Source organism: Shewanella sp. Arc9-LZ (assembly GCF_010092445.1).
Lineage (GTDB): Bacteria > Pseudomonadota > Gammaproteobacteria > Enterobacterales > Shewanellaceae > Shewanella.
The window spans coordinates 3,057,810-3,084,789 of sequence record NZ_CP048031.1 but is presented as its reverse complement, the minus strand read 5'-3'; the positions used below and the strand labels follow the sequence as shown (position 1 = coordinate 3,084,789).

Genomic DNA, 26,980 nt, shown 5'->3' with positions numbered 1-26,980 from the left:
CTTATAAGGTTTCTACCACTTTGGTTTAAGCGTTAATCAATGCTTTTAATGCGGGTGATACTTTAAAGCTGGGTTGATTAAATCCGTCAATTTCTATGGTTTCACCCGTTTGTGGATTACGACCTAGTTTTGGTAAGTAAAAACGTAATTCAAATGTACCAAATTGGGGAATGTAAATTTTTTCACCTTCTGCTAAACCTTGATGAATAACCGCTAGGATTTGTTCAAGTTGTTGCTTAGCTTGAACTTGAGGAATGTCCATTTTGTTGGCCATGGTTTGAGTGAGTTGTTTTTTATTCATGTGATTCTCTATTGCTTCAGTACTTCTTATTCACCTTATAACAATTCAGCATGGCCCTTCCTAGTTGTGTATTCATAAATTAATGTTAACTGGTTACTTTTCATCTAGATGATTAATTTTCACTGACTTAGGTAAGGCTTAGGTAGCGAATAGGTAACGCTTTGGTATTCACTTTTGTTGATTAATTGTTTCTTGCACCCAAGCACATTTATTATTAATCATAATGGCTATATTCATTTCACTTACGTGAAAAAACATGACAATATCATTGTGTGGGCCAATGGGGAATAGCATGTTCAGCAAACTGAAACTGTCTGTAAACGTTAGCATAATGGGTATATTGCTTTTGTGTGTGTCGCCATTTGTGTTGGCTAACACTGAAGAGCAATACGGCAATTTGACTCAACATCTGCAATTACAGTATTTGGCTGAGCCCACAGCACAGCGGGCACAATATTTAGCGATATTACAGACAGGGTCCGCTGCTGAACAATTAGAATATATCGACAACATTCAACAGAGTGTGGCCGCTTTTTGGCATAATAAACAAGTACCCCTGCCATTTGATTCAATAGCTAACACCACTTCGTTACGTGATAAAAACATTGCACTGGAGCCTGCTGCAGATGATTACCTTGGGGTAATAAATGATCTGCGTAAGTTAATGTGGTTATCGCAAACGCAAGATTGGCCGACCATCACGCTTGAAGGGCTGTTACGCCCTGGAGATAGTCACCCAAGCATTAAGCAAATTAATCAACGTTTGTGGTTGTTAGGTGATGCGTACGCATACCTTGCGGATGAAGATAAATATCAACCGGCTTTGGAGCAAAGTGTTAAACGCTTTCAGTCTCGGCATGGGTTAAAGGCCGACGCGGTTATTGGTCCTAAAACCTTGTTCTGGTTAAATCAAACTCCACAACAACGAGCCTCTTTATTAGCAAAAAGCTTTGTCGAAAAAACGACCTATTTAAGCCAGCTCCCTCAGTCTTATCTGTTGATTAATATTCCGGCTTTTCAAATGGTATTAGTTGATCAAAATGAAGTGGTGTTGACGTCGAAAGTGATTGTGGGTAAGCCATATCGACAGACTCCGGTGATGACGGGGCAAATTTCTAATATAGTTATCAATCCCACCTGGACAGTACCTCGACAACTTTTACGTAAGGATATTTTACCGCAAGTTAGATTAAATGGTGCTTACTTTACCGATAGACATTTTGATGTGTTTGATTATGAAGGTCATCGTGTCGATAAAACACCTCAACAGTGGCAACAGGCTGCAAAAGGGAAATTCCCGTACAGAGTGGTTCAGCGCCCCGGTAACGGTAATGCATTAGGCCGTTATAAATTCCACTTTAACAATGACCAGAGCGTGTATTTACATGATACGCCAACACCTGAAATGTTTGCACATGTGGAGCGGGATGTATCATCAGGTTGTGTGCGAATTGAAAAAGTACAACAGTTAGCCGACTGGTTTGCCAACCATTTAGTTATTGATAAGCGTACTTGGGCTCATTTGCAGTCTAATCACACTCAAACTCAATGGTTTGCCTTATCATCAACCTTGCCTGTTCACATGGTATATTGGCGCGCTTGGGTCGATGAACAGCATGTTGCGCAGTACCGAGATGACATTTATCAATTAACCCCAGTAGAGTCGATGAAGTTATTAAGCCATAAAGTCACCAGTAACGATATTGTGCAATAATCACAATTGATGAAACAAAGTTAATGAGGTTTTACTTCATCCCTAAGTACTTGAGCTATATCACACTCTTATGTAAGTTAGTGTGTTTAATGCACATCTCAACATAGGCATACTTGCATTTATCAGCATTAATGGTTAATTTATTCGCCAGTTGGATAAAAAAGCAACAACGCAATGAAAAGCGCTGTGAAGATGAAATCGTGCTTTTAAAGCCGATAAGTATCGTAATTTAGATAATTTAAGTGGTGTATAAATGACAATAGAGTGCCTAACTCGTCGGCAGTTATTATTAGGCTTAAGCGGTGCCGCAGTGGTAACTCTGTTACCGAATACCGCGCAAGCAAGTCGTTCTACTCTTGGTGTTAAAGATTTACGTTTTTATAATTTGCATACTGGTGAAAGAAGCCAAGGAAGTTTTTGGGTTGATGGTCAATATCAATCAGAAACGTTGACTGAATTTAATCAAGTATTACGGGATCATCGCCAAAATTTAGCCGCACCGATTGATAAAAGATTATTTGAATATTTGTATAAATTACAGGTTACATTAGATAATCAAGATGAAATCCATGTTATTTCAGCTTATCGTTCACCCAAAACAAATCAAATGCTCGCATCGCGTAGCAATGGGGTTGCCAAGAAAAGTTATCACATGAAAGGCATGGCGATGGATATTGCCTTACCCGGAGTGAAAACTAAACACTTACGCGATGCTGCTGAGTCGCTTAAGTTAGGTGGTGTAGGATTTTATCCTCGAGATGGGTTTGTGCATATTGATTGTGGGCCAGTGAGGCGTTGGGGTTAATTAATACCAATATCATTAAATATCTGGTCAGTTCAGAGTCTGTCAGGTTTTTCATTTCAAGGCGTATTGATGTAGAAATGGTTGTTCCCTTTTAAATCGATGCAACACAGAAGTGGCATACCTGAGAGACTCTATTCTGGCGGGTTTAAAAAGTACTTTATGCTTCATTAGATGCTTTCAAATACGACTGCATGGTCTATTTCCATAAAAATAAGACATTCCCACTATTCATGGCGGTCAGATGCTAGCGGTTAGATGCTATAGGTAGAGTAACGCATGAGCTTGTTACCGATCATCACTATTCGTTTCAATTATCTGCCTTGCCTACAGCACTTTGAACTCCCGCTGAAAGAGCACATATTTAATAGGGTTGGTATATCTTCTTGTGGGTTGATAATGGCTGTGGTAATATCCGTGCGCTTTATTTGAGTCATCGTTGGTCGAAAATGATGACGCCTTCATACTTTATTAATTATTAAGTGAGTGACTAATGTCTTACACAATCAACGCAGTAACCCGCACAGAAATCGGGAAAGGTTCGAGCCGCCGCCTACGTCATGCCGGTAAAGTTCCTGCAGTAATTTATGGTCCAGGTAAAGAGCCTGTATCAATCAAGTTTGAACACAAAGACATCATTAACATCCAGTTAAATGATGACTTTTACACAACTGACTTAACCGTTTCTATTGAAGGTAAAGAAGTTAAAGTTCGTGTAAAAGCTATCCAACGTCACGCATTCAAGCAATTGGTTGAACACATTGACTTTATGTTTGCTTAATCGCAAATGTGAAAAAAAAGCGCCTTAGGGCGCTTTTTTTATGACTGAATGTTTATCGCTAAATTTATTCTTATAATGCCAAATGCCAAATGCCAAATGCCAAATGCTAATCGATTTCGAAGCTATAGTAGATATCCAGTGATTGACTTAAGGTGCTAGACACACTCTCTAAATATAATTGTGAAAACAAATAATATCGTACGGTCATTTCATAACCGGGGTTAAATACTCCCACGCCATACTTAATCATTAAGTCTTCACCTATATACCCACTCACGGCCACTTTTCCGTCATCATTAGTATCAAGTTGTACATTCGAAAATCCAAACTTTTCAATCAGTCCTGTCGCAGTACTGCCAATGCTATTCATTGCTCCACCATCAAATTGTGAACCTAAACTGAGCGCGGCTCCCATCATTAGTGAGTTACTTTGTTGGTTGGTTGTACTGGTAAAACCTTTACCCGTCAAAATATAAGAAAGCACCTCGGCTTGCTCTTTTGCTGGATTAGAGAATAAGGTGACCACTGGGCGCATTGGGGTACCAGTGACTCGAACACCGGCGGTGATATCGCTCTCTTTAATGTCTCTAGTTGCTTCTATATTTAGGTTTGGCAATTCTGTTGGACCAATAAATTGGACTTCACCAGTATTAATACTTAAGGTTTGCCCCATAAACTTATAAGTCCCTTTGTTGACTTTAATATCACCAAATAACATGGGCGGCTTAAAAGCTTGCTGTTTTAGTACCAGATCGCCTTCTAGCCTTCCCTTAAGACCCATACCATCAATAGTAAGGCGTTTACCGACACTGATATTCAAATCGGCTGTAACGGCGTAAGGACTGGTTTTAACGGTTTGTTCAGACACTGAATCGTTAAATACCACATCGTTCGATACCGCAACGCCTCCTTCAGCTAACTGAGTAATTTTTATTTGTCCTGATGGCACGTCAACTTTGCCTTTTATCGCAAACAGTTGCTCATCAAAGGTCATATTAATATCTGGAGAGACATTTAATATTGCCATTGGTGGTTGAATTACCGCTAAATTTTCACCCTTAATATCAATGTCACCACTAAATTTCCCTTGAGGCCAAGCAAGGGTACCTGTCGTACTCACTTGTCCGTCACCCATATGCCATTGGCCATTGAGTTGTCCTTGCTGGCCTTCTAGAGCCAGTGACAAGTACAGTTTATCGATTAATGTTGGGTTAGTGGATAAGGCAAATGCACCGTCACTGAGTTTAATATTACCCGAGACATTAGGGTCCATAAGGGTGCCGGATAAATTTAATCGACTGGATAACATGCCTTCTAAGGTTTCTAGCCTTGGAAAGAACTCTCCAAAAGGAGCGAGATTAAGTTCATTAACATTAATGGTACCTTGTAAGGTCCGATCGGGCGTTATGTTGACACTCAGTTGGCTTTGCCAACTGGCGATTCCGGATGAATCGAAACTCAATGAGCTAGTAATTTGTTTCTCATCAAGCGATGCTTGTAATAGTAACTGCTGGTAGTCGATGCTGATGGTGTTGTTTTTGGCGCGGCTTAGCTTAATATTGCCCGGTAAAAGCGTAAACTGAACATTAGCAGTGGGCTTTTTACCTTTAGCCCAATTAACTTGACTGGTTAGCGCTGCTTCACCGCTCCAAGTGATTTTTTTAGACAACACAGGTGCCAATGTTTTACCGGGATTACCGGTAAAAGTAATATTAGCCTGGCCAGTGTGACCTAAATTAACATCATTGATTAAGCACAATTTATTGTGTGGATGCACTAAGCAAAAACGGCTCACACTGCCACGATTATTGAGCTGATCCCAGCTGAAGGTAATGTGTTTATCTTGTTGCCATTGCCCAAGAGCATTACTGATATTGAATTCTGTTAATGTGGCATTGATCTGTTGTTTATCAATATTACTAATACTGGCCATTTGAGTATTGATGACCACATCACCTTGAGTATTAAGTGTGCTTTGTTGTTGATGTTGATTGCCTTCACTGATGAATGCGATATCTGTTAGCTTATAGCTGTCCCATACAAGATTATTATGCAGTTCTATCCGATATTGATGCTGCGAATAAGGACGATAATTAGCCAGTAAATCAAGGCTGTCAATTTTACTTCCTTGGTAACTGAATTGACTGATTTGCGCGTTAATATCCACAATTGGGTCGGCACTATTACCCGTAACAACAACTTTTGCAAAAATATTGCCGCGGCCGCCTTTTAGCCACTGACTGACATCGGGAACGCTAAGTTCGGCATCGATGTCCCATGTTTTGTCTGCTTGGCCATTGATGATTAATTGAGCGCCAAGGGCATTGGCCTGCAGGTTTGTCGCGTTAATCGCAAAATCTTGATTTAATGAAATATCGCCTTGCAAGTTCAACGGGTATCCATTTAATCGACCGGTTAAATCGGCGTCTTGAATGGCCACTTGCCACTGCTTATCGGCAATGCTGCCCGTGCTATTAAAATGGCCACTGAATTTACTTTTGATCGGATTTTGCTGATTAATATAATCAATATATTGCAACTGAATGTCGTTGGTAAGCACATTGGCTTGCCAGGTTATGTCATCTTTATATGATAGCTGCCCAGTTAGATCTAGGTTGCCCGCGATTGACTGTAAATTGAGTTTATTGATGGTCAACTTTTGATTGTTGTTAACAACATCTGCAATAACTGCCAAAGTAGGGTGGTAAGGTGTTGTCAGTTGCCCTTCAAACCGCGCCACTTGGTCTTTTATATTACCTTTACTGGTAAAGTGGATAATATTGCTGGTGTACTGGGGATTTTTTAACGGCCATTGCAAAGCGGCATCGGTCAGTGTTACTTGGTATTCAAGCGCCGGCGTGGTGAGATTAATGTCGGCTGCAAGATTGAAATGGCTATCGCCTTTAGCGATGGCATTAATATTTAATTGGCTTAAGTCTTGGGTAAGATCTACACGGAGTTGGTGCTGTTGAAGCCCTGGCAACTCAGGCAGATTTTCGACATTAGCAAGTAGTTTTAATGTCAGTGGGTAATGATCGTGTAAGCTAATATCACCGATAACACTCACATCACCATCATCATGTTGAATGTCTAGTTGGGTTATCCCAAGCTGAAATTGACGAAAACTGGCAGCTAATGCGATATGGCTAAAATGGTCGTTGCGCTGGCCGATAATGAGCTGACTGTCGGTGGCATTAAACTGTCTCACATTGACAGGAAAAGGCATAAACACCTGTGGTAAGTTAGCCAATGGCCATGAAGTTTCTTTGGGCGCGGCGGTTTTTTTTGTTGCTTTATTATTTGGCTGAGAACGTGTTTGGGGTGTTGATGTTGCATCTGGGATGTTGACGATTAGCCCTTGGCTGGTGAGTGATTCAACCACAAGGCCAGCGTTATTCCAGATAGCTTGAGTCGTTAAATTGTCGGCATAAAAAGTCATACCATTAACATCTACATTAATATTGGCCAATTGGGCGTGGCTGATATTAATGCCAATGGGTAATTCAAGCTCGGTAAAAGGTTGGTTAGTAGCATCCGTTTCAGTGGTGCTTTCGGTTACTGGAATATCATCACTGATAATGTTCACATCAATACTTGATGCCAGCAGATTTGTGACACAAAGCTGTTTGTTAATCAGACATGTTGGCACCCATTCTAAAGTTAAATCATCAGCTTCGACGCTAATCCCTGACATTGACCATGACAAGTGATGCAACGTGATATCATCATTTAAGGTGCCTGAAGCATATTCAACATCGATATCACTGACAAATTGATTAACGAACATCACCCCCATTTTACTACCAAATGGGGTGCCCATGATGATGGCAAACAGCATCAATAATACCAAAGGGACATAAATCAGTATTCGGGTAGATAGCTTAATACTGCGCCAAATTCTTGCAGATAGACTGGTTGATTTAGGTGCTTTTTTATTACTTGGCTTGAGTGATTCTTGTGACTGAGCGTTTTGCTCATTATGTTGCAAAGTACTTTGTTCAGTATGTTTATCTATCATAAGTCAGTTCCCATGGTTAAATGGAAACGATATGAACGTGCAACTGTCTCGGTTTCTTTCAAGCCAAAACCTAGGTCCATTCGAATCGGGCCAATAGGTGATATCCAGTGTAATCCTCCACCAACCGATACTACCGGTTCAAACTGTTGTGTATCAAAAGCATTACCAGCATCGACAAAGGTGGCAACTCGCCATGTCGGGGTAAGATAATATTGATATTCAACACTGCCAATCGCCAAGTAGCGCCCACCGACAACCTGTCGAGATAAGCCGCCTTCACTGTTGGTGTAGTCAATATAGGGACCTAATTCTTGGTAACTGTAACCTCGTATGCTTTGGTCGCCACCGGCAAAATATCGTAACGATGGCGGTATATTAGCCATATCGTTTTTATCAGCAATATTGGCTCCTAAATCCACCCGGGCAACAAAACGATGTTTATCGAATATAGTCTCTACCCATTTAAATCGGGCTTGTAAACGTGCTAGGCGGATGGTGGAGCCTAAGGACGGGTCGGCGTATTCAACACTGTAAGTTTGACGATACCCAGATTTGGGATCGAGCGTGTTGTCACCACGAACTGTTTTGGTGAGGTTGAAACCCAACAAATAAAAACGTGGATCGTAATCTGTATCGAGTTGATTATAAAACTCTCTAACGGATTCAATTGAATATCCATGTAACCAATTACTTTTAGATCGCCTTTGACGCGTTAAGCCAACGAGATACTTTTTAGACTCTAATTGCCCGGTATTATTAAATTGGCGTTTATCAGCGTCGTAATCTTGGGTGACACCATAGGTGTCGCGTAATAATCCGAGTTTTATTTTCAGTTGATCATCTAAGGGGTGAGTTAACGGAATAGTATAAGTGGTTAAAATCTTAGGTCGCTCAGGTGACCATTCAGCACTGGTTTCTTGATAATGGCCATAGCGATTGATTTGCGGCGTGCGCCAGGTGACTCGCACACGAGGATCAACACTGTTTTCTGTACTATTACCTATATCAGCACCTAAACCCACTTCAATAAGATGGCTAGGTCGAGGGCTTAGCTCAACTTTAATCGGAACTACCCCAGTATCTATTTTGTTTAGCTGTGGCAATACTTTGATATTACTAAAATAACCAGTATCTAATAAATTGCGATTAAACTCAGTTAATAGCTGTGTGGCGTAAGGCGCATCAGCATCAAAAGGAATCAATGATTCAACAATGTCATCATTGAGAGTACTGCCTTCAAAGTGAACATCACCAAATAAATAGCGTTTACCAGAATTAAACTGTAGGTTAATTTGGGCGGTATTTAAGTCACGATTAATGTTGATTTCTGATTTGGTGTATTGACCATCAAAATATCCTCTTGCCAGCGCTAACGTGATCAACTGTGATTTTATCGAATCATATACACCGTGGTTTAAGGTATCACCAGGTTTTATTTTCAAGCTATTAAGCCACAGCGAAAAAGTATTATCTTGGAGCATGTCACCTTGAAAATTAATATCCACCCATTGAATAATGACCGGTTCGCCTGGGGTTATATTGAGGCTTAACTCCCAAGGGCCTTTATCATTCTCTTTGACATCAATATCTAAAATTGCATGGTAGTAGCCCATGGATTCAAGGGCATCATGGGTGTTATCGTCAACGGTAAATAAAAATGCTCGCCGCTGAACATCGTTATCTGGCAGTGTGCCTAAATGAGCAAAAATGTTCTTTTCAATTTTTTTCGGCACGCCGGTAACGTTAATCGTTAACCAATTTTCGTCGGCCAGCACCAAGCCTGACATCAGCAATGTCAACGAAAGCAATAGGAATTGGCTAATTTTAAGGCGTTTTGTCGACAAGTTAAGCTAACTTTTCCAAAATTGATGATGATGACCATTGTCGCTACAAAGTATAAAAGTCGCAAGGATATGATTGAAATTACAAACAGAAATGGTTACAAAGATAAACCACCTTCAAGGATTTTTCTAACATGAATAAATTATATTTAACGATTGCGCTATGTTTAAGCTTAACGTCCAATAGCAGTTTTGCTAAAGACGATACACCTTTTACTATAGCAATCCATGGTGGCGCCGGCACTATTTCAGCAGCCAGTCTAAGCCCTGAGCAAGAGAAAGCCATTCGCGACAAACTTAAACAGGCAGTTGATGCCGGATATAAAGTGTTAGATAAAGGCGGCAACAGCCTTGATGCGGTTCAATCTGCGATAAATGTGTTAGAAAATAGCCCATTATTTAATGCAGGAGTTGGCGCTGTTTATACTTTTGATGGTGGCCATGAACTTGATGCCTCCGTCATGGACGGTAACACTATGAATGCAGGTGCCGTCGCTGGGGTTAAACATATTAAAAACCCGATTGATTTAGCAAGAAAGGTGATGGAAAAATCACCCCATGTGATGCTTTATGGACAAGGGGCGGAAGAATTTGCGCTAACACAACAATTTAGTTTAGTGCCTAACAGTCATTTTGATACCCCACATCGTTATGCACAGTTGCTTGATGCTAAGGCGAGTATCATTGAAGCCGAGCAAAATAATGGCGGAGATTATCAGGCGTCAGTAGAACAGTTAAAAGCCAATTATAAATACGGCACCGTGGGTGCTGTTGCACTTGATAAGCAAGGTAACCTTGCTGCAGGGACATCAACTGGCGGCATGACAGCAAAACGTTTTGGCCGTATTGGTGATTCTCCGGTCATTGGCGCCGGAACGTATGCTGAAAATGGTGTCTGTGCGGTATCTGCAACAGGGCACGGTGAGTATTTTATCCGTTATCAAGTGGCGGGTGACATATGCGCTAGAGTTAAATACCAACAAGTATCGATTATTCAAGCGGCTGATGAAGTCATTAATCAACGTTTAATATCAGCTGATGGAACTGGAGGCGTGATAGCAATTGATCAGCGTGGCAATATCGCAACGCCATTTAATACCGAAGGTATGTATCGTGCAACTCGAAGCAAAGGCCAAGCTGCCACAGTCATGATCTGGCGTGATAAGTAAGTCCTAGCTGTGATGATAAAGACCGATTAAAACAATCGGTTTTATTTTCTATCCACTGAGCCATTATTGACTAAACTTAAATTAAGTCAGTACTTGAATGTTGATTCATTTTGAATTGATTGACGAGATTTATTAAGTACGTAGCCAATTAGCGTGCATTTAGGGGGCAATATGGATTCAATAAAAATTAAAGATCACATGGATAGACGTCCGATACTGTTAACCGCAGATATGTCACTGGCAATAGCGGTTGAGAAACTACTCGAAAGTAATAAGAGCGGCGCGCCAGTTGTGGATAGTGTTGGAAAGTTAGTGGGGTTCTTATCCCAACAAGATTGCTTGTCAGTGATGTTAAAAAGTAGCTACCACTGTGATATGACCAGTACAGTGGCAGATTGTATGAAAACCCCTGTATTATCAGTTACTCCCGATGAAAGTATATTGGAATTAGCTGAACAAATGTTAGGCTCTAAACCAAAAATTTATCCTGTATTGAGTGCCGGAAAAGTCATTGGAACCATTAATCGGACCAATGTGCTTAAGGCGATGAATATTTATATGCAACAGTGTTACTTATCTCCAGCTTAACAATCGTTAAAATCAATACCATTCTGCTGTTTTCCTTGCTAGGATCGCTTTTTTTGATGTAAGCAAGGGAATCAGATTTGAATTCGGACCTTCACCCGCTATCTAAGGCGTATCTCAATCTTTGTTATCAAACCGATGCTGCTAAAATTCGTCGTCGTTTGTATCGTGTCAATAAAGAAGCCGAGTCTGAAAAAAAATCCCAAACGTTAGCGCAGTTAACGGAAGCTGCGCAGCAAGCCTATCAAAAAGCGCAGCAGCGCTTACAGTCTAGACCTATTATTAGTTATCCAGATGAACTTCCTGTGTCGCAAAAACGTGACGATATTGCTTCTGCTATTGCCAATAATCAAGTGGTGATTGTGGCGGGGGAGACAGGATCTGGTAAAACAACCCAGTTACCTAAAATCTGTCTTGAACTGGGTTTAGGAACTCGAGGCTTAATTGGCCATACCCAACCTCGTCGTCTTGCTGCACGAAGTGTCGCGAATCGTATTGCTGATGAACTTAACAGCCCATTAGGTGAAGTTGTTGGCTTTAAAGTTCGTTTTGCTGATGCCATGAGTGACAACAGTTATATTAAACTGATGACCGATGGTATTTTGCTCGCAGAACTCACCTCGGACCGATTTTTAAACCAGTACGATGCGATTATTATTGATGAAGCGCATGAACGCAGCTTAAACATTGATTTTATATTGGGATATCTGAAGCAGGTATTAAAAAAACGTCCTGACTTAAAAGTCATTATTACTTCGGCTACCATAGATGTAGATCGTTTTTCAAAACACTTTAATAATGCACCTGTTATTGAAGTGTCTGGGCGTACATTTGAAGTTGAAACGCGTTATCGTCCTTTAGTGCGCGACACTGATGAAGATTTAGATGTCAGTGATGGCATTTTTGCCGCCGTAGACGAGTTAATGGCCGCGGGTCCTGGCGACATATTGATATTTATGAATGGTGAGCGTGAAATTCGCGATACCGCTGATTTACTCAATAAACAGCAATATCGTGATACTGAAGTTTTACCACTATATGCGCGCCTTTCTTACGGTGAACAATCTAAAGTCTTTAAAAGCCATATTGGCCGTCGTATTGTATTAGCTACCAACGTTGCCGAAACGTCATTAACCGTGCCTGGGATCCGTTATGTTATCGACCCTGGTACCGCACGCATAAGCCGTTATAGTTACCGTACGAAAGTACAACGTTTACCGATAGAACCCATATCGCAAGCCAGTGCCAATCAACGTCAAGGACGTTGTGGTCGTGTAGGCCCAGGTATTTGTATTCGACTTTACGATGAAATGGATTTTATTCAGCGCCCCGAATTCACCGATCCTGAAATTTTGCGTACTAACCTTGCCTCGGTGATTTTACACATGCTGGCGATTGGATTAGGTGACATTGGCGGATTTCCATTTATTCAACCACCGGATCAAAAACACATTCGAGACGGTTTTTTATTGCTTGAAGAATTACAAGCGGTTAAAAAGTCTGGTAATGACCTAGTGTTAACACCATTAGGCAAAGATTTAGCGAAAATTCCACTCGATCCGCGTTTAGCCCGAATGGTCATTGAAGCGAACAAATTGGGTTGTTTGCACGAAGTATTAGTGATTACTGCAGGTTTGTCGATTCAAGATCCGCGTGAACGTCCCGCAGAAAAGAAACAAGCAGCAGACGAGTGTCATCGCCGTTATGCGGATAAAGATTCAGACTTTGCCAGCTGGGTGAAGTTATGGGATCACGTAAAAGATCAAAAGCATGAGCTATCAGCCAGTCAGTTTAGAAAACAATGTCGTGACGAATATCTCGCCTATTTACGCGTACGTGAATGGCAAGATTTATACACTCAAGTGAAACAAGCTGTTCATGAATTGAAATGGCGTATCAATGACAGTGCAGCCAGTTATGAACAGTTACATCGAGCATTATTATCAGGTTTGTTAAGCCATGTTGGTTTTAAAGGCGAGAACAACGAGTATCTAGGGGCGCGTAACCGTAAATTCTTTGTTTTTCCGGGATCGCCTTTAGCGAAAAAAGGTCCTAAGTGGATAATGGCTGCTGAGCTGACTGAAACCTCACGTTTATTTGCGCGTTGTTGTGCCAAAATAGACCCTGAATGGTTAGAATCACTCGCATCTCATTTAGTGAAAAAGAATTATCTAGAACCGCATTTTGAAGCCAAAGCGGCAAGCGTTATAGCACTGGAGAACCAGGTACTTTATGGTTTGACCATAGTCAATCGCCGTCGAGTACAATATGGGCCGATTGACCCTATAGAAGCTCGAGAGATTTTTGTGCGTAGTGCTTTAGCCGAAGGGCAGTTACAGACGAAAGAAACGTTTTTTGTTAATAACCAAAAATTGCTTAATGACATAGAGTCGCTAGAACATAAATCTCGCCGCCGAGATATTTTGGTCGATGAACAAGTGTTGGTGGATTTTTACGAACCACTAATACCCGTTGGCATTTATAATGGGCCACTATTTTTTGCCTGGTGGAAAAAAGCGCGTCAACAAACGCCAGACTTGCTCGATTACAGCCAAGCCTTATTAATGCAGCGTAGTGCCGACCATATATCTGCGCTCGATTTTCCAGAAATATGGCATAAAGGTAATCTCGGCTTAACTGTCAGTTATCATTTTGAACCGGGTAGTATTGATGACGGCGTGTCAGTGCATATTCCTGTTGCACTGATTAATCAAATTGATGACAGTGACTTTGATTGGCTAGTGCCTGGGTTACGACAAGAAAAGTTGATTGCACTGATTAAATCTTTGCCTAAAAATTTGCGTCGTAATTTTGTTCCCGCCCCAGATTATGCTCGGGCATGTTATCAAGCGATGAAGCCGTTTGAGTTATCGATGCTTGATACCATGTGTAAACAGTTACTGCGCATGAGCGGTGTACGCATTTCTGCTGACGACTTTGATGTAACTCAACTGACAGAACATCTTAAGATGAACTTTAAGATTGAGGATGACCATGGTCGTTTAGTTGCCCAAGGTCGTGATTTAGAGCTGTTAAAAGGCCAACTGCAAGGTGTTGTGGCTAAAGCAATACGTAAAGTAGCTGACAAAGGCATTGAGCAAGAGGCAATAACCACATGGTCATTTGGCGATTTACCCGCTCAATATCAGCAGCGCAAAGGTAATTACGAAGTTAAAGCATATCCGGCATTGATTGATAATAAAACCGATGTGGCGATTAAGTTATTTGATGATGAACATGAAGCAAAGCGTCATCATCGAGTAGGCTTACGCCGATTACTGTTGATAAACATTCCTTCGCCAGTGAAACATTTGCAACAAGCTTTGCCTAATAAAGCAAAGCTAGCAATGTACTTTAATCCATTTGGACAAGTGCAGATATTAATCGAAGATATTATTAATGCAGCGGTACAGCAGTTGTTAGATCAAAAGCAACTAGACATTCGCAATGAGCAGCAGTTCGAGCAAGCAAAAGAGTGGGTTCGCCAAGAGCTTAACCCAACAGCAGAGAGCATTGCGCTCAATGTAGAGCAAATTTTGACAATTTATCAACGTATTAAAAAACGTCTAAAGGGCAAAATTAGCTTAGATATTGCATTTGCAATGAGTGATATTCAAACTCAGCTTGATAGCCTTGTGTATAAAGGATTTGTCGAAGACTGTGGCTGGCAACGATTAACGGATGTTGTTCGTTATTTAAAAGCCATTGAAAATAGACTCGATAAGCTACCTGTTGACCCAACACGTGATCGATTACACATGCACAGTATTGCAAAAGTACAAGAGGCGTTAACGGCTCAATTAGCCAAAGTGCCACGTTCACAACCGGTCCCAGAGGCACTCATTGAAGCTCGCTGGATGATAGAAGAGTACCGGGTATCTTGTTTTGCTCAGGTATTAGGTACCGCTTATCCTATTTCAGAAAAGCGAGTATTGAATTCCATCAGCCAAGTGTAACCTTGATGCGTTGCTCCATCGCATGACGATGCGAATAAAACCGATATCACTTAGGTGATGTCGGTTTTTTATTATCCCAAATTGATTCAATTTCTAGTTATGCCTGTAAGACCTGTCATTTCCTGGCAACTAATCCGCTTTAACTATTAATTCTAAACCAAAAGCTTAGCTATATTCGTTAAATGCTTTGATAATGCAGGCTGAGTGCAGGGCATTATTTTTGAGTGAGGCACTCCAGTATTTCATTATGTTGTGGCCTCATCTTTAAAGGGCATTATTCTTTCAATAAATAATCAGAACTATAGAGTTTGAGTTGCTGTTATAGGGGCATAGTAATAGGTATTTAGCCCTAACAGCAGCAATGGAACCGTCGACTTGTATCGCAATGCGCTAGTATGTTGTCACGTCGATTACGTCTCAATTTCTGAAAGACTTTCTGTTTTTTTAGTGCAAAATCTCAATTTTAAGTCACATTTAGACTATCCGCAAAACAGAACTGAAAGTTTTTCGTAATTGTGGTTTGAAAGTGATCTGACTATTGATATACTCAGCGCCAAGAAGAAAGTGATTGGTACTCTTCTCTCTGTAAGGCAAATGTCATCCCCCCAGCATTAACACGATGTCGTCAGTATTAAGGATTCAATATCGTGTTGTTGTTTATAAAAAGACAGGCCTACACCTACAAAACGACCTAAAAGATTGGAGTTATTATGGAAGTTCATGAATACGAAAACGCTTACTATCAAGTGAAAGATGACGTGTTAGAGTCTTTACCTTCTAACGAAGAATAAGACGATTGAACGAGCTTATTAATGCTTTGGCAACTCAGTTGATGCATTAAATACTCCGACAAAAAATAAAAATAGCAGCCTAGGCTGCTATTTTTATTGGTTATTGCTCATTGTTTATTTTATCAATTATTTATAATGCTTAAACATATCGCATAGTGGTGAGTATCTGAAATGAACGATAATTGTTTTTAATCTCCCATCATGATTAAACACTAAAATTAGCTAATTTTGGTAATCTGTTTTGACTCAATACTAACCTTCAATACGACCTTTTTCGGGTAGTATCTCAACAATAATCCAGGTATTGCCTTGTTTATGCAGACGAATGGTTCGATCATCAATCCATTGTCTTCCACCTTTTAATCCTTGCATTTTAACGATTACAGTCACGTCATCGGTAAATTTTCGGAAAAAATCGATATCAATTTCATCAATAGACATCGTCACTTGCTTCATGGATAAGCCTAATACGTGTCGTTGCACCGCTGATGCTATATGATAATGATCCATAACATCCTGTATATCAGGTGCGACAAACTTTTTAGCTTTCTCTACATCACGATCGACATAAATAGCTTCGAAGAAACCCAAAGAAACTTGTTCTGGTGTGAGTTGAGGTTGACCAAATTCATCTGATTGTCCGCAAGCAGTGAGAATGAACAGTAGAAATACAGAGAATATTTTAATGGAAGTCATTTTTAACATAAGGCTTTTTTACTGCTGATATTATAATTTTTATCTAGTATCTCGATTTATGCTATAGCTTACAAGGATAGGCTCGATTTAAATAATATCATTATCAATAATTGTAGCGTAAAGCCTTATATGCTCATATTTTGTAATATATTGAAAGTATCAATGGTTCATTTCAGTTTACTGATAAGCTATTATTTGTTCGATTAACTACAAATGAGGATACTTTTGTAGTTAATGGCTTGACGCAATCAAAATGACATGTCATAAGTTAATTGTATCAACGCACAAGACTTGTATAGAAACAACGATAGAGAGTGTTTGTTCATACCGATTTATTATTGCTAATAAACATAGTGATAAGGAATGTCTCACACAGTTATCCACAGATTCTGTGGACAACTGTGTTGACGAACGTAAGTTATTTTACTAACTCACTGTATTACTGCATTTTTTATGTGTGGTTAAAAAATAACGCAGTTTTTATATTAAATAGATTTAGCGTATAAAAAAACCAAGCCTCCTAAGGAGACCTGGTTTTTTAGTTAGCGAATATAAAGATAATTACCATTTCTTTTTCGGTTGAAACAGCATATCAAGATCATCGCCTTCTTTTTTCGGTTTTGGAGCACTCGGTTCACTGTGTTTTTGAGCGCCCATTATTTCATCGAGTAACTGCTTAGCTTCATCGACTTTACGAGCAATAAAAGGATCATTTGGCGTTTGCGCTTTAATAGTGTGCAACGTGTTTAATGCTTTTGTGACCATTTGTTTACTGGAACCGTACTGCTTCATAAAGCATGCTGCACGAGCGCGGCTAATCATAGAATCAACATTAATCCTTAATTGCAGATTGTCGATACGCATTTCTTCTTCAGCAAAAATAGACGGATCAACTTTTCCCTTATTATGTTCTGCACGTAAAATAGCTTTAAGTTTCTTCAGTGTTTTTACTAATTCTAAAACTTGTCTATCATTATCAGGTAAACGAAAATTCTCAATTGCAGGGACTTGGCTTGGTGAATTCGATACTGTGGCTATTTGCATTTTAATGTCAGCTAGGCGACGCTCATAATCCGATTTTAATTGGCCTGATGCATGGATAACAGATTGTTCTAAAGCATCTTGAATGCGGCGATAGAGTACTAACATAATGTGGCTAGAAGACGGGGTCATACCTGTGTTGGATAATACTGCATCGGTTTCATCTATAATGGCGCGTTGGCGAGATACTTCTACTCGACGTTCAGCTTCAGCACGCTCTTTTTGTTGTTGGACAATACTAAAGCCGATAATCAGCAATAAGAGTGCACCAATAAGAATTAATACCAAAATTAAGGACATAAAGGTTCCATTTTATCTTTCATATCTCATGGTAAATATAGCCAAACGACAATGGCTAAAAGTTATTTTGATGCTGGAATAAATTATTGCAATAAAACTGCATCAAAATGATTCTATATCTTAGCGTATGTTATCGCGGCTGTCGTTGAATAATAAGTCGTTTTGTTGATAAATCATTAAACATTTGAGTAAGGATGTTTATCAAAAGCTAAGTCAATTAAATTGCAGGTGATTTTTACTTGCTCGTTATTCCTATTTATATTACATTTCAATTGTCATATAACGTTTTATTATAGTTGAACAACTGTTCTTGCCATGTGAAACATCGATCGATTTGTTCTTATTTGCATATTTTGCTGATGAGTGCTGGTTAAATAAAGGATAAAACCATGAAGCTGCAACAACTTAGATATATTGCAGAGGTTGTTAAACACAACCTAAATGTGTCATCAACGGCTGAGAACCTCTATACCTCACAACCCGGCATTAGTAAGCAAGTTAGAATGCTAGAAGATGAATTAGGTATTCAAATATTTGGTCGAAGTGGTAAGCACTTGACTCACGTGACTCCAGCTGGTCAGCAAGTTATTGATATTGCAAATGATATACTTGGCAAGGTCGATAGCATTAAAAAGGTATCTGAAGAATATACTCAGCCTAATCAGGGTGATTTAAATATTACCACCACCGATACTCAGGCTCGATATGCTCTGCCACAAATTATTAAAGAGTTTATTAAACGATATCCGAAAGTTAATTTGCATATGCATCAAGGTACGCCGTCACAAATTAGTGAACAAGCGGCTAGAGGTGATGCTGATTTTGCCATTGCTACTGAAGCAATGCACTTGTATACCGATTTAATTATGCTGCCTTGTTATCATTGGAATCGATCAATTGTTGTGACTCGTGACCATCCATTCGCGACTCAATCGACAAAAATTAGTATTGAAGATTTAGCCAAATTTCCGCTGGTGACTTATGTGTTTGGTTTTGATAAAGCCTCTGAAATTGAAAAGTCTTTTAAGCGTGCGGATCTTGATCCTCGGGTGGTGTTTAGTGCAACCAGTGCTGATGTACTTAAAACATACGTACGTTTAGGGTTAGGGGTAGGGGTTATTGCTTCAATGGCTATCGATCCAGCAGTAGATAAAGATCTAGTCGCGATTGATGCGAGTCATTTGTTTGCTCATAGTACAACCAAAATTGGTTTTAGACGTGGTAGCTTTTTACGCAGTTACATGTATGACTTTATGCGACATTTTGCACCGCATTTAACCCGAGATGTGGTAGAAAAAGCGGTCGCGCTTCGTGATCAACAACTGATTGATGAAATGTTTGCAGACATGACATTACCGGTACGTTAGCACTGTATATCGACAATGTTTATTGTATAAAAAAACCTCGCGAATTAGCGAGGTTTTTTGTTTTTAACATAAAGACTTAGTAACTTAGTAACTTAGTAACTTAGTAACTTAGTAACTTAGTAACTTAGTAACTTAGTAATCGATATTAATCTGGTGCGTAACCAGATGGACCAATTAACTCGCCATCTAAGTAAGCTTTACCATCAGCCATCGCTAAACGACCTAAGCTGAACCATTTTACTACAAGAGGATAAATGGCATGTTCTTGTTCATGAACACGCTCAGCTAATACTTCAGCATTATCTTCAGGGTAAATAGGGACTTTAGCTTGTAATATTACCGGTCCGGCATCGAGCTCTGGAATAACAAAATGCACACTAGCGCCATGCTTTTTATCGCCGGCATCAATAGCCCGTTGATGCGTGTGAAGCCCGGTATACTTAGGCAATAATGATGGATGAATATTAATCATCTTTCCAAGGAAGTGACTTACAAAATCATCTGTCAAAATACGCATAAAACCTGCAAGAATAATCAGATCCGGTTGGTATTTTTCAATTGATTTCAATAAACGCGCATCATAATCACTGCGTACTTCATTGGTATAAGGAATAACGCAACTGGTATCAATCTCGCTTTGATGAGCGCGAATTAACCCATAAGCATCCGGCTTGTTACTAATCACACCAACAATGTCAGCTTTTAGGTTATCGTCACAGCCATCAATGATAGCTTGAAGATTACTGCCATTACCGGAAATCAGTACCACAACACGACAGCTTTGGCTCATTAGATGATCTCCACTTGCTCTTCGTCACCTTGACGCGTAGCAATTTCACCTATCAACCAAGCATTTTCGCCTTCTGCTGTTAATAATGCCAATGCAGCATCGACTTTGTCTGTTGGCAGCGCAATAACCATACCCACACCACAGTTAAATGTTAGGAACATTTCGTGTTGTGCTATGTTACCGTTTGTCATTATCCAATCGAACACCACTGGCCATTGCCAAGAGTCACCCTTGATTACAGCTTTACAATCATCAGGAAGCACTCGTGGGATATTTTCCCAGAATCCACCACCGGTAATGTGCGCCATAGCGTGAATGTCTGACTGTTCAATCAGCTTCAACAAAGGCTTAACATAAATTCTGGTAGGCTCTAATAAATGGTCAATTAATGGCTTACCAGCAAGATCTTGCTGAGGGTCTGCTTTGCTGACTTCTAATACCTTGCGGATTAGTGAGTAACCATTTGAATGAGGACCACTTGAGCCAAGTGCTATGAGTGAGTCACCCGCTTTGACTTTGGTACCATCAATGATGTCTGCTTTTTCAACAACACCAACACAAAATCCGGCAAGATCGTAATCTTCGCCTTCGTACATGCCAGGCATTTCTGCCGTTTCGCCACCGATTAATGCGCAACCAGATTGGAAACAACCTTCTGCAATGCCGCTAACAACGGAGGTTGCCGTTTCAACGTCAAGCTTACCCGTTGCGTAGTAATCGAGGAAGAAAAGCGGTTCAGCGCCAGAAACAATCAGGTCATTAACACACATAGCAACTAAATCAACACCGACGGTGTCATGCTTTTTGTAATCAATGGCTAATCTTAATTTAGTGCCAACACCATCAGTGCCCGAAACAAGCACTGGATGTTTGTATTTAGTTGGTAATTCGCATAATGCGCCAAAACCACCTAAATTGCCCATAACTTCTGGACGGCGAGTGCGTTTTACCGCAGATTTAATGTTGTTTACTAACGCATTACCTGCATCGATATCAACGCCGGCGTCTTTGTAACTTAGGGGGGTAGGAGTGGTCACGGAGGATCCTCTAGGGTACATCGTTTTATGGAATTTTATGCGGCAATATTCTACCAGTTTGTGCTGCTAGTCGGAAGCCATGTTTTTACTTTATCCTATAAAGAAAACGATGAATTGCCTATTTTTTATTGGTTTAGGTCACGATTTACTGCAATTTTGAAACTTTATGTTTTATAGAGAGGATAAATCGACTAACATTTGTCAAATTTGCCTGAAATAGTCAGAAATCTAGGAGAAAGAAATGAAAGTCGTTGAAGTAAAGCATCCACTGGTACGTCATAAAGTCGGTTTGATGCGTGAAGCTGATATCAGCACCAAACGATTTCGTGAACTTGCCACTGAAGTTGGCAGTTTATTAACCTACGAAGCTACCGCTGATTTTGAAACTGAAACGGTGACAATTGAAGGTTGGAATGGCCCTGTTACTATTGAGCAACTTAAAGGTAAGAAAGTGACCGTAGTGCCTATTCTTCGTGCGGGTTTAGGTATGATGGATGGCGTTCTTGAGCATCTTCCTAGTGCGCGTATTTCTGTAGTGGGTATTTATCGTGATGAAGAAACACTACAACCTATACCTTACTTTGAAAAAATAGTCAGTAATGTTGAAGAGCGTATTGCTTTAGTGGTTGACCCAATGTTAGCGACTGGCGGTTCAATGATTGCGACTATCGACCTGCTGAAAAAACGTGGTTGTACTTCAATTAAAGCGTTGGTTTTGGTTGCTGCGCCAGAAGGCATTAAAGCACTTGAACTCGCGCATCCTGATATTGAATTGTATACCGCTGCGATTGATGATTGCTTAAACGAGCAAGGTTATATCTTGCCAGGTTTAGGTGATGCGGGCGATAAGATATTCGGTACCAAATAGTTCGTTATCCGAGATTATAGATACCCAGGCTCGATATGATTAATATCATGTACGAGACCATAAAAACGGGAGCCTTTAGTGAGGCTCCCGTTTTTATTTTTATCTTGATAAGCCGTAGCTATCTGTTGAATGTTAAAGCACCATCGCAGCGATCCAACCAAAAACAAGCAGTGGAATATTATAGTGAATAAACGTTGGGATCACGCTGTCGCGAATATGATCATGTTGCCCATCGGCATTAAGACCAGCTGTGGGACCCAGTGTCGAATCTGATGCTGGCGAACCCGCGTCACCAAGCGCTGCAGCGGTACCGACTAGCGCAATGGTTGCAGCGACAGAAAAACCAAAACTGAGCGCTAAAGGCACGTAAATAGTGGCAATAATGGGAATGGTTGAGAACGAAGATCCAATTCCCATGGTGATCAATAATCCAACAATAAGCATCAGTAATGCGGCTAACGCTTTGTTGTCACCAATGATGTCACCTAGAGAGGTCACTAGTGTGCCAACTTCCCCGGTAGATTTAACTACTGCAGCAAAGCCTGCTGCTGCAATCATAATAAAGCCGATGCTGGCCATCATGTGCACACCTTGATTAAACAGGTCTTTGCTTACTTCGTGTTTAATGATTCCAGAAAAACGAAAGATAATAAATCCACTTAATGCACCAAATATCATCGAATCAGTTTGTAATTGAACAATTAAAGTGACCACTATTGCTGAGAGTGATATCACTAGGCTTTTTCGACTTATCGTGGTTTCAATATTGTCGCTTACCACTGGTTCTTCAATCATATATTGTCTAGGTTTGCGGTAACTAATAAATATTGCGGTGAGTAAACCTACAACCATGCCCATAGCAGGTAATAGCATTGCGTTAGGAATTTGTTCACGGATTGCATTTAGCCCATTTGTATTTAAATTTGCCAACAGGATATCATTGAGGAAAATACCGCCAAAACCGATGGGTAGAATCATGTACGTGGTGACCAAGCCAAATGTGAGAATACAGGCTATAAGACGGCGGTCGATATGTAGCTTTGAAATGACATGCAGTAATGGTGGAATAAGAATGGGTATGAAAGCGATGTGTATAGGCAAAATATTTTGTGATGAAACTGCCATCAATAATATTGTGACCAATAACAACCAACGTACAACTTGAGTATTACTACTATTGGGTTCTTTACCGAGTTTCTTTATAATTGAATGAGAAATCAATGTTGTTAAGCCTGAATGTGACAACGCTGCTGCAAATGCACCAAGCAATGCGTAGCTTAGGGCTATTTGAGCGCCGCCGCCTAGGCCATCATTAAAGGCTGCAATTGTTTGATGAATATCTAATCCACCGACTAAACCGGCGACAACAGCACTGATGGTTAGTGAGACCACAACGTTAATTCGAATAAAGCTTAAAAACAGCATTAAGCAAACCGCGATAACAACCGCATTCATAATCATTTTTCTTAAAAGTAAGTGAGGCCGCTATTCTTGACTGTCTAGTGTCTATTTGTCCAGCGCATATCGCTTTTTTAGGTATTTTTTGCTGATAGTTAGCTCAGAATTATTTGCTGTTTAACATGTGGTTGTTGATAGTGATGAGTGAAATCTTGTTATCAAATCATTTTGTCATATTTGAAACTTATTATTTAATGGGTCATCATGTTTTATTTTTCAGCAAGTAAACCAACTTTCATCTGAAATGACTTATAAGTCCGTTAATTTAGATGTATGGTATACGACTGATATAAGTCCCAACGGTATGGGTAATTGCTTGGTGGATCATCATTTTGCGATAAGCATATACCGTTGTTGAGTGTTTAAGCCATTAAATGGAGATAGATAATGAGCGTATTAGTAGGCCGTCCAGCCCCAGATTTTACCGCAGCAGCCGTTCTTGGTTCTGGTGAAATTGTTGACACATTTAACCTTGCTACCGCAATTAAAGGTAAGCCTGCAGTTATTTTCTTCTACCCACTCGATTTTACTTTTGTATGCCCATCAGAGCTAATTGCTTTTGATCACCGTATGGAAGAGTTCACTAAACGTGGTGTTGAAGTGATTGGTGTTTCTATTGATTCACAGTTTACTCATAACGCATGGCGTAACACTCCAGTAGACAAGGGTGGTATTGGCCAAGTTAAGTACACTTTAGTTGCTGATGTTAAGCACGAAATTTGTAAAGCATACGACGTAGAGCATCCAGAAGCTGGTGTGGCTTTCCGTGGTTCTTTCTTAGTAGACAAAGAAGGCCAAGTTCGTCACCAAGTGGTTAACGATTTACCACTAGGCCGTAACGTTGATGAAATGATCCGTATGATTGACGCACTTCAGTTCCATGAAGAGCACGGTGAAGTTTGTCCAGCGGGCTGGTCAAAAGGCGAAAAAGGTATGACTGCAAGCACTGAAGGTGTTGCTGCATATCTAAAAGATAATTCTGACAAGCTATAATCTAGCAAGTTAGAGACAATAAAAAAGCTGCTTCGGCAGCTTTTTTATTGGGTAAAATTAATAATTTGTTATCGCACTAGCTGAGTGTAGATGGCTGGCATGAGATCAAAGGGCTGAGTATTCATTATTCGCTTGCTGAGTCGGTATCATCTTCCACAGCCGCTAATGGCCAACCACCCAATGCTTTCCATCGATTGACTATAAGGCAAAATAGTTCGGCGGTACGTTCGGTATCATATAATGCTGAATGGGCTTCATTGTTGTCGAAATCGATCCCTGCCATTTTACAGGCTTTAGCTAATACTGTGTGTCCAATAGCAAGGCCTGCAAGTGTCGCGGTATCAAAGCTAGCAAAAGGATGAAAAGGAGAACGTTTTAAACCATTTCGTTCAATAGCCTTGTTAACAAAACCTAAATCAAAAGCGGCATTGTGCGCGACAATGATACTGCGATGACAATCTGCTGCTTTTTGGGCTTTTTTTACTTCTTTAAAAATCTCTAAAAAAGCGACTTTTTCGTCTACTGCACCACGAAGTGGATTAGTGGGGTCTATACCATTAAAAGCTAAAGCTGCAGGCTCTAAGTTCGCGCCTTCAAAAGGCTCAATATGAAAATGAAGGGTTCTATCAAGTACAATGATCCCATCACTATTCATTTTTAGTAAGCTGACGGCAATTTCAAGCAACGCATCGGTATTAGCATTAAACCCAGCAGTTTCGACATCGATAACAACAGGGAAATAACCACGAAATCGGTGTTTAAACTTATTAGCGTCGCAAATATCAGTCATTACAGTTTTTATCCTCAATAGCTATCATTCATCGGTGCAAATGATATAAGCCGAGTATTATGCGCAAACTCAAGCGCAGTGTCATGTTTGATTGTGGTTTTTATCATCGATTAAACATGATTGTTTACTAAAGGAACTGACTTTATGGCCGATAGAACAAATGTAATCGGGTATAAAGGGTGGTTTTATGTGGCGAAAACTGATGGTCCTCACAAGTTTGTGTCTTTGCTCAACGGCTAATGCCGATTTGAGGCACTACGTTGCGTCACTGGAAAACTCAGCATGGCGTATCGGTGAGAACAATCCGATAGAATGCCGTCTTGAACATGATATTCCTGACTATGGGCGTGCTGTGTTTACCAGTAATGCCGGTAAAGAGCTAAATTTACATTTTACGTTAGATATGTGGTTAAAACCTGATTCGGTGACCAACGCGACATTAATTAGTCGAGCCCCTAGTTGGCGTCCTGGACACAATTCTAAAGAAATCACTCAACTGACTTACAATAAGCAATTTAATGGTGAAGTACCCAAAAAAGCCGCTTGGTCGATGTTGAATGAATTGAGTCAAGGAATGGAGCCCACGTTTTATTATGCGGATTGGTATAATCACAACGCTAAAATTGCCGTGGGATTGTCGTCAGCTAATTTTGGCGGTAAATACCGTGAATTTCGCGCCTGCTTGGCTAATTTACTGCCTTACAGTTTTGATGATATTGCTTTTACAGTGTTAAATTACCAAGAAGGCGGGGTAGATCTGACTCGTTTTTCTACCCAACAATTACAGAAAATACAGCGTTATTTGTCTTATGACCCTGAAGTCGAGCTTGTACTGATTGATGCTTACACCGACAGTTACGGTGGACGCTCGGTTAACCAAAAGGTGTCAGATAAACGTGCGGACTCAGTGAAAGATATTCTCATTGCTAGTGGTATTCCTAAGGATCGGATTCATACATCGGGTCATGGTGAAAAACGCCATGTAACAGGCAATGATCTTGCTGAAGAACGTAAGATGAACCGCAGAGTCGTGATTAAAATAACCAAGCCTATATAAACCCATTCATGTATCACTCACTGCTCAGCCATGGGCAGTATCCTTATTACTGGTTATGATTGAGATATCAATTTACTTGAGTCACGATGTTGCTAGTAACTTGATTCAGCTATTTTTCTAATAAATAGTATTGATACGACAGCCAAAGTTCCCCTATGTTTATCAGTCTGCTTTACTCGGCATTTATTCAACATTCATAACACTAAATTGAGCCAAATCGACAATACTCTTTATAAATGAACCATCGTTCCTTTAAGAGCCTAATCAATAAAAAATGTAAGGGTATTTTGCGTGGTGATCATTTGAAAGGGTTCAACCTATCAGTAGCGCTCGAATTTACAATTTTTTTCGCAAAGCTTCTCATTTGGGTTTATAAAGATGCTAAAAAAAAGGTAAAAAAAACCCACTTAATCCAAGTGGGCTAAATAATTTGCAATCAACAAATTTAAGGAAGGAAGTCAAGCATAAGAACTAGGGATAACTGAGGTATTGGGTTACATCAGTTTGGAGTTCTTGGTTTTCAACATCTGAATCAGATGTGTCCTGAAAACGAGGCAATAATAGAATGTATACACTAATCTGACAAACTAGAAAAATTAAGCATTAGCATTAGTAAAGCTAATGC

General features: G+C 40.1%; 19 protein-coding genes. 10 read left to right on the top strand and 9 right to left on the bottom strand.

Going from position 1 to position 26,980, the window contains the following annotated elements; genetic code table 11:
- Window positions 1-25 precede the first annotated feature (25 nt).
- Window positions 26-301, bottom strand: coding sequence for an HU family DNA-binding protein (locus tag GUY17_RS13210; protein ID WP_101086764.1), 276 nt, complete (start codon window positions 299-301; stop codon window positions 26-28).
- Between the two features lie 292 nt (window positions 302-593).
- Between GUY17_RS13210 and GUY17_RS13205 the strand changes: the two genes are divergently transcribed.
- The 3 genes from GUY17_RS13205 (at window position 594) to rplY (ending at window position 3,598) form a co-directional block, all read left to right on the top strand.
- Window positions 594-2,015 (top strand): murein L,D-transpeptidase, encoded by a 1,422-nt coding sequence (locus GUY17_RS13205; protein ID WP_162023408.1) that lies wholly within the window; start codon window positions 594-596, stop codon window positions 2,013-2,015.
- A 253-nt stretch (window positions 2,016-2,268) separates the two neighbouring features.
- Complete coding sequence (locus GUY17_RS13200; protein WP_101086766.1) at window positions 2,269-2,820, top strand: DUF882 domain-containing protein; 552 nt, start codon at window positions 2,269-2,271, stop codon at window positions 2,818-2,820.
- A 490-nt stretch (window positions 2,821-3,310) separates the two neighbouring features.
- Window positions 3,311-3,598, top strand: coding sequence for a 50S ribosomal protein L25 (gene rplY / locus GUY17_RS13195; RefSeq protein WP_011636915.1), 288 nt, complete (start codon window positions 3,311-3,313; stop codon window positions 3,596-3,598).
- 106 nt (window positions 3,599-3,704) lie between these two features.
- Here the strand turns inward: rplY and GUY17_RS13190 are convergent, their stop codons facing one another.
- Complete coding sequence (locus tag GUY17_RS13190; protein ID WP_162023407.1) at window positions 3,705-7,616, bottom strand: translocation/assembly module TamB domain-containing protein; 3,912 nt, start codon at window positions 7,614-7,616, stop codon at window positions 3,705-3,707.
- Entirely contained in the window at window positions 7,613-9,403 is a 1,791-nt protein-coding gene (locus GUY17_RS13185; protein WP_174839679.1) for an autotransporter assembly complex family protein, read from the bottom strand. The genes GUY17_RS13190 and GUY17_RS13185 overlap by 4 nt, the downstream gene beginning before the upstream one ends.
- Window positions 9,404-9,591: 188 nt before the next feature.
- Here GUY17_RS13185 and GUY17_RS13180 point away from each other — a divergent pair, with 188 nt between their 5' ends.
- The 3 genes from GUY17_RS13180 to hrpA all read left to right on the top strand — a co-directional run bounded on the left by GUY17_RS13180 (window position 9,592) and on the right by hrpA (window position 15,167).
- Complete coding sequence (locus tag GUY17_RS13180) at window positions 9,592-10,626, top strand: isoaspartyl peptidase/L-asparaginase family protein (protein ID WP_162023406.1); 1,035 nt, start codon at window positions 9,592-9,594, stop codon at window positions 10,624-10,626.
- A 171-nt stretch (window positions 10,627-10,797) separates the two neighbouring features.
- Complete coding sequence (locus tag GUY17_RS13175; protein ID WP_162023405.1) at window positions 10,798-11,214, top strand: CBS domain-containing protein; 417 nt, start codon at window positions 10,798-10,800, stop codon at window positions 11,212-11,214.
- 77 nt (window positions 11,215-11,291) lie between these two features.
- A complete protein-coding gene (gene hrpA / locus GUY17_RS13170; protein ID WP_162023404.1) occupies window positions 11,292-15,167 on the top strand; it encodes an ATP-dependent RNA helicase HrpA in 3,876 nt (1,291 codons plus the stop codon).
- A 1,043-nt stretch (window positions 15,168-16,210) separates the two neighbouring features.
- Here hrpA and GUY17_RS13165 read toward each other — a convergent pair.
- Window positions 16,211-16,663 (bottom strand): DUF4878 domain-containing protein, encoded by a 453-nt coding sequence (locus tag GUY17_RS13165; RefSeq protein WP_101086772.1) that lies wholly within the window; start codon window positions 16,661-16,663, stop codon window positions 16,211-16,213.
- Between the two features lie 552 nt (window positions 16,664-17,215).
- Entirely contained in the window at window positions 17,216-17,995 is a 780-nt protein-coding gene (locus GUY17_RS13160; RefSeq protein WP_101086773.1) for a hypothetical protein, read from the bottom strand.
- A gap of 389 nt (window positions 17,996-18,384) precedes the next feature.
- On the opposite strand from GUY17_RS13160, the gene cysB reads away from it, so the two are divergent.
- The gene (gene cysB / locus GUY17_RS13155) at window positions 18,385-19,362 is read left to right on the top strand and encodes an HTH-type transcriptional regulator CysB (protein WP_162023403.1); all 978 of its coding nucleotides are present in this window, start codon (window positions 18,385-18,387) and stop codon (window positions 19,360-19,362) included.
- A gap of 145 nt (window positions 19,363-19,507) precedes the next feature.
- Here the strand turns inward: cysB and purN are convergent, their stop codons facing one another.
- The gene (gene purN, locus GUY17_RS13150) at window positions 19,508-20,152 is read right to left on the bottom strand and encodes a phosphoribosylglycinamide formyltransferase (RefSeq protein WP_101086775.1); all 645 of its coding nucleotides are present in this window, start codon (window positions 20,150-20,152) and stop codon (window positions 19,508-19,510) included.
- Window positions 20,152-21,189: a phosphoribosylformylglycinamidine cyclo-ligase gene (gene purM, locus GUY17_RS13145; protein WP_101086776.1), complete on the bottom strand. Its 1,038-nt coding sequence runs from the start codon at window positions 21,187-21,189 to the stop codon at window positions 20,152-20,154. The genes purN and purM overlap by 1 nt, the downstream gene beginning before the upstream one ends.
- Before the next feature lie 241 nt (window positions 21,190-21,430).
- Here purM and upp point away from each other — a divergent pair, with 241 nt between their 5' ends.
- The gene (upp, locus tag GUY17_RS13140) at window positions 21,431-22,057 is read left to right on the top strand and encodes a uracil phosphoribosyltransferase (RefSeq protein WP_101086777.1); all 627 of its coding nucleotides are present in this window, start codon (window positions 21,431-21,433) and stop codon (window positions 22,055-22,057) included.
- Window positions 22,058-22,189: 132 nt separating this feature from the next.
- On the opposite strand, the gene GUY17_RS13135 is transcribed toward upp, so the two are convergent.
- Window positions 22,190-23,512, bottom strand: coding sequence for a Na+/H+ antiporter family protein (locus GUY17_RS13135; protein WP_101086778.1), 1,323 nt, complete (start codon window positions 23,510-23,512; stop codon window positions 22,190-22,192).
- 390 nt (window positions 23,513-23,902) lie between these two features.
- Here GUY17_RS13135 and GUY17_RS13130 point away from each other — a divergent pair, with 390 nt between their 5' ends.
- A complete protein-coding gene (locus GUY17_RS13130; RefSeq protein ID WP_011636928.1) occupies window positions 23,903-24,508 on the top strand; it encodes a peroxiredoxin in 606 nt (201 codons plus the stop codon).
- A 124-nt stretch (window positions 24,509-24,632) separates the two neighbouring features.
- On the opposite strand, the gene rnt is transcribed toward GUY17_RS13130, so the two are convergent.
- Window positions 24,633-25,298: a ribonuclease T gene (gene rnt / locus GUY17_RS13125; protein ID WP_162023402.1), complete on the bottom strand. Its 666-nt coding sequence runs from the start codon at window positions 25,296-25,298 to the stop codon at window positions 24,633-24,635.
- A gap of 187 nt (window positions 25,299-25,485) precedes the next feature.
- Here rnt and GUY17_RS13120 point away from each other — a divergent pair, with 187 nt between their 5' ends.
- Complete coding sequence (locus GUY17_RS13120) at window positions 25,486-26,355, top strand: OmpA family protein (protein ID WP_162023401.1); 870 nt, start codon at window positions 25,486-25,488, stop codon at window positions 26,353-26,355.
- Window positions 26,356-26,980: the final 625 nt, after the last annotated feature.